At 64.9% G+C, this 4,098-nt stretch carries 4 protein-coding genes; 3 read left to right on the forward strand and 1 reads right to left on the reverse strand.

Annotated elements, in window-relative coordinates:
- Window positions 1-250 precede the first annotated feature (250 nt).
- Complete coding sequence (locus tag ACE3S9_RS16005) at window positions 251-703, forward strand: host attachment protein (protein WP_374547475.1); 453 nt, start codon at window positions 251-253, stop codon at window positions 701-703.
- A 63-nt stretch (window positions 704-766) separates the two neighbouring features.
- Here the strand turns inward: ACE3S9_RS16005 and ACE3S9_RS16010 are convergent, their stop codons facing one another.
- Window positions 767-1,396, reverse strand: a complete 630-nt coding sequence (locus ACE3S9_RS16010; protein WP_374547476.1) for a TetR/AcrR family transcriptional regulator — start codon at window positions 1,394-1,396, stop codon at window positions 767-769.
- A gap of 205 nt (window positions 1,397-1,601) precedes the next feature.
- On the opposite strand from ACE3S9_RS16010, the gene ACE3S9_RS16015 reads away from it, so the two are divergent.
- Both ACE3S9_RS16015 and ACE3S9_RS16020 read left to right on the forward strand, forming a co-directional pair.
- Window positions 1,602-1,841, forward strand: a complete 240-nt coding sequence (locus ACE3S9_RS16015) for a hypothetical protein (RefSeq protein WP_374547477.1) — start codon at window positions 1,602-1,604, stop codon at window positions 1,839-1,841.
- A partial coding sequence (locus ACE3S9_RS16020) for an efflux RND transporter permease subunit (protein WP_374547478.1) occupies window positions 1,838-4,098 on the forward strand: 2,261 nt, incomplete at its 3' end. The genes ACE3S9_RS16015 and ACE3S9_RS16020, both read left to right, overlap by 4 nt.

Raw genomic sequence — 4,098 nt, forward strand, 5'->3', positions numbered from 1 at the left:
CGTCCGCGCCGCCCGGCCCCGCCGGCCGCTGGCTGATCGAAAGGCTGAAATCCTGCCCGGGCGAGCGAGCGGACCGCGCGGTTTCAGGAAATTGACGCGCATCATGGCGCCGAAAGCGGGAGGTTCCTAGTTATAGAGAAGGAGGAAAACCCCGCCGCCGAGGCGGGGCCGGAGCAAGGGCCGAGGGCCCGCTTCCCTTTAAAGCGCCGCGCGGCAAGCGGCGTCCAACCCGAGAATCGGGAGTGAGATCGTGAACAAAATCGCCCTTCCCCATGATGCGTTCGTTTTCGTCGGCGACGGCCGCAAGGCCTTGTTCCTGCGCAACGAGGGCGACGAAAAATACGCCAATCTGGTCACCGAGCGCGTGCTCAACGGCGAGGCCAATCCGCCGACCCGCGAACAGGGCTCCGACAAGCCCGGGCGGGCGTTCGCCGGCGCCAATTCCTCGGCGCGCAGCGCGGTCGAGCCGACCGATTGGCATGAAATCGAGGAGCATCGTTTCGCGGAACGCGCCGCCGAGGCGCTTGAGGCTATCGTGCGGCAGCGCGCGGCGCCCGCCGTGGTCATCGCCGCCCCCGCCAAAACCCTGTCCGATCTGCGTCAATCGCTGCATAGCGACGTCAAGAACAAGGTGGTGGCCGAAATCGACAAGGATTTCACCAAAATGCCGGTATGGGAGATCGAAAAGCACATTATCGGCTGAATTTTCCGCGCCGCCTCCATCGGGCAATGATGGGGGCGGCGTGCGCCGATTGAGGCGGCCGGCTTAAACCAGGCCGCTTTCCGGCTGTCGGCTCGCCGGCTCCGCTTGCGCTTCTGCTTGAACCTGGGCCTGCCGGATGAAAGCGGCGACGACCGCCTCGCTGATCTCGACAAAACGCGCGCCCGGCCCGGCCGCTCCCACCGTCTGCCAACTCACCCGCGCGCCCTCGACCAGCAGGCAGAGCGCGTCGGCGAGCATGTCAGCGTCGGAGGCGCCGGCGTCGCGGCAGAGCCGGACCAGCGCGGCGCGATAATCGGTCTTGACCTGTTCGATGACCTTGCGGGCCGGATGATCGGGCTCGGCCAGTTCGACGGCGGCGTTGGCGATGTCGCATCCGCGCGGATCGTCGAAGGCGCAGGCGGTGGCCATCCGAATCCAACCGTGCAATTGCTTTTGCGGATCGCCGGGGAATTCGGCCGCCAATTCGCCCCAGTCCTCCTTGGCCTCCTCGCCCGCGCGGCAGAGACAGGCGGCGATGAGTTCGTCCTTCGAGCCGAAATGACGGTAGAGCGTCATTTTGTTGGTGCCGGCCGCCTCAGCGATGGCGTCGACGCCGACGCCGCGTATGCCATGCTTCCGGAACAGGTCGCGGGCGGATTCGATGATGCGTTCACGCGGCGCGCTTCGCGTCATTCCGCATTCTTTCGACATATCTCCATCCTCGAAAAACTCTTAACGGCCCTTGACAGGGATGTTACCAGTCTGTAACAAGGGTGTCGATACTGACCGGTAACACCCATTGCGTAACATTTGGGTTCCCCCCGGTCAAGACACAAGCCGACAGTTCAAATTCTGATCCGAATTTACACCAAAGCGCTTCGGCGCCAAGGAGATACCCATGCGCGCCCAGCCCATTGACCGGCGCATAGCCGACCTGTTGAACGATCCCCTGACCAACCTGATCATGCAGGCCGACGGCGTCGACCGCGTGCGCCTCGCCGCGCAATTGCGCCGGATCGCCGAACCGCAGGTCGTCGCGCCCCGCCGGGTCGAAACGTCCGCGCGCCGGAAAGAGGAAACGGCCTGGGCCGGTCTTGCGGGCCTTTCCGCCGCTCTGTGCGGAGCGTGCATGCCATGATCGGCTTTTTCACGCTCCGGCCGATCTTCGCCTCCGCCGTCGCCATCATCATGGTGATGGCGGGCGCGATTTGCTATTTCCTGCTGCCGGTCTCGCAGTTTCCGGACATCACGCCTCCCCAGGTGGTGGTTCAGGCAATGTATCCGGGCGCCAGCGCGCAGGTCGTGGCCGATACCGTGACGACGCCGCTCGAACAGCAGATCAATGGCGTGCCGGGCATGACCTATATGTCGTCGACCAGTTCGAACGACGGCTCCTCGACCATTACCATCACCTTCGACGTCGGCTATCCGCTGGCCATCGCCGCCGTTGACGTGCAGAATCGCGTCACCCAAGCCTCTTCGTCGCTGCCGCCGATCGTCAATCAGGCCGGCGTGATGATCAAGAAGCAGAATCCCAATTTCGTCCTCATCGTCAATCTGACCTCGCCCGACAAATCGGTCGATCCGATCGCCCTTTCCAATTACGCCGCCTTGCAGATCGTCGATCCGCTCAAGCGCCTGCCGGGCGTGGGCGACGTGCAGATTTTCGGCGAGCGCCGCTATTCCATGCGCATCTGGCTCGACCCCGACAAGCTCGCCAAGCTTGGCGTGACCGCCGTCGACGTGCAGAACGCTCTGGCCGAACAGAATGTGCAGGTCGCGGCCGGCAAGATCGGCCAGTCGCCGGCGCCGTCCGGCACGGCTTTCGAAATGCAGGTCAATGCGCTTGGCCGCCTCAGCGATCCGGAGCAGTTCGGCGATATCGTGCTGCGCGCCGATCCGGCGGCGGGCGCCGTGACGCGGCTGCGCGATGTCGCGCGCATCGAGCTCGGCGCGCTGCAATATTCCTCGACCGCCTTCTTCGGCGACGAGCCGACCGTGGTGCTCGGCATTTTCCAGACGCCCGGCTCCAATGCGCTCGACTTGCAGAAGCGCGTTCAGGACGAGATGCAGACCCTGTCCGAGCGTTTCCCCAAGGGCATTGCCTACGCCATGCATTACGACACGACGCGCTTCGTCGCGGCGGCCATGCATGACGTGCTGGAGACGTTCCTGGAAGCGCTGATCCTGGTCATCGCGGTCGTGTTCCTGTTCCTGCAAAGCTGGCGCACGACGCTGATCCCGACCATCGCCATTCCGGTCTCGCTGATCGCGACCCTGGTGGTGATGTACGCCTTGGGCTTTTCGCTCAACATGCTGAGCCTGCTCGGCATGGTGCTGGCCATCGGCCTCGTCGTCGACGACGCCATTGTCGTGGTGGAAAATGTCGAGCGCCAGCTTGAAGCGGGCCTGCCGCCGCTGGAGGCGGTGCGCAAGGCCATGGCCGAAGTGACCGGGCCGATCATCGCCACCACTGCGGTGCTGATGGCGGTGTTCATTCCGGTCGCCTTCATCCCGGGCGTCGCGGGCCGGCTCTACAACCAGTTCGCCCTCACGGTGGCGATTTCGGTCGGCATTTCCGCCTTCAATTCGCTGACCCTGAGCCCGGCTCTGAGCGCGGTCTTCCTGCGCCACAAGCCCACAGGGAACTTCATCCTGTTTCGCTGGTTCAACGCCGGTTTCGAGCGCATGCAGCACGCCTATGCGGCGCTGGTGCGGCGGCTGATCGCGTGGCGCTGGGCCATGCTCGCGCTGTTCGTCGGCGTGGTGGCGAGCGCTTTCGTGCTGTGGCGCGGCACGCCCTCGACCTTCCTGCCAGTCGAGGACCAGGGCTATTTCTTCGTCGTGATCCAATTGCCCGACGGCGCCTCGCTGGAGCGCACCGACGCCGCCGCGCAAAAGGTCCGCGACTTGCTGAAGGCGACGCCCGGCGTCGAAATCGTCGGCTCGATCAGCGGCCTGAACTTCCTGACCAACGCCGCGCAGAGCAATTCGGCGGTCGAATTCGCCATCCTGAAGCCCTGGGACGAGCGGCCGCCCGAACAGACCGCGTCGCGCATCGTCGCCGAGGTGCGGCCCAAGCTGCTCGCCATCCCGGACGCCATTGCCCTGAGCTTCGATCCGCCCTCCATTCCGGGCCTCGGCGCTACCGGCGGCTTCGAATTCCAGGTCGAGGACCTGACCGGACGCGGGCCGCAGGCGCTCAACGACGTCACGCAGGCGCTGCTCGCTGAGGCGCGCAAACAGCCGGAGCTCAATCCGCACCAGTTGTTCTCGCCCTTCGGAGCCTCGACGCCGGAGTTCAACTACGATCTCGACCGCACCAAGGCCAAGCTGCTGGGGCTCAATCTGCCGGACGTGTTCAACACGCTGCAGATCTATCTCGGCTCGCTTTA

Origin of the sequence: Rhodoblastus sp., from assembly GCF_041915505.1 — a bacterium.
Taxonomy (GTDB): domain Bacteria; phylum Pseudomonadota; class Alphaproteobacteria; order Rhizobiales; family Beijerinckiaceae; genus Rhodoblastus.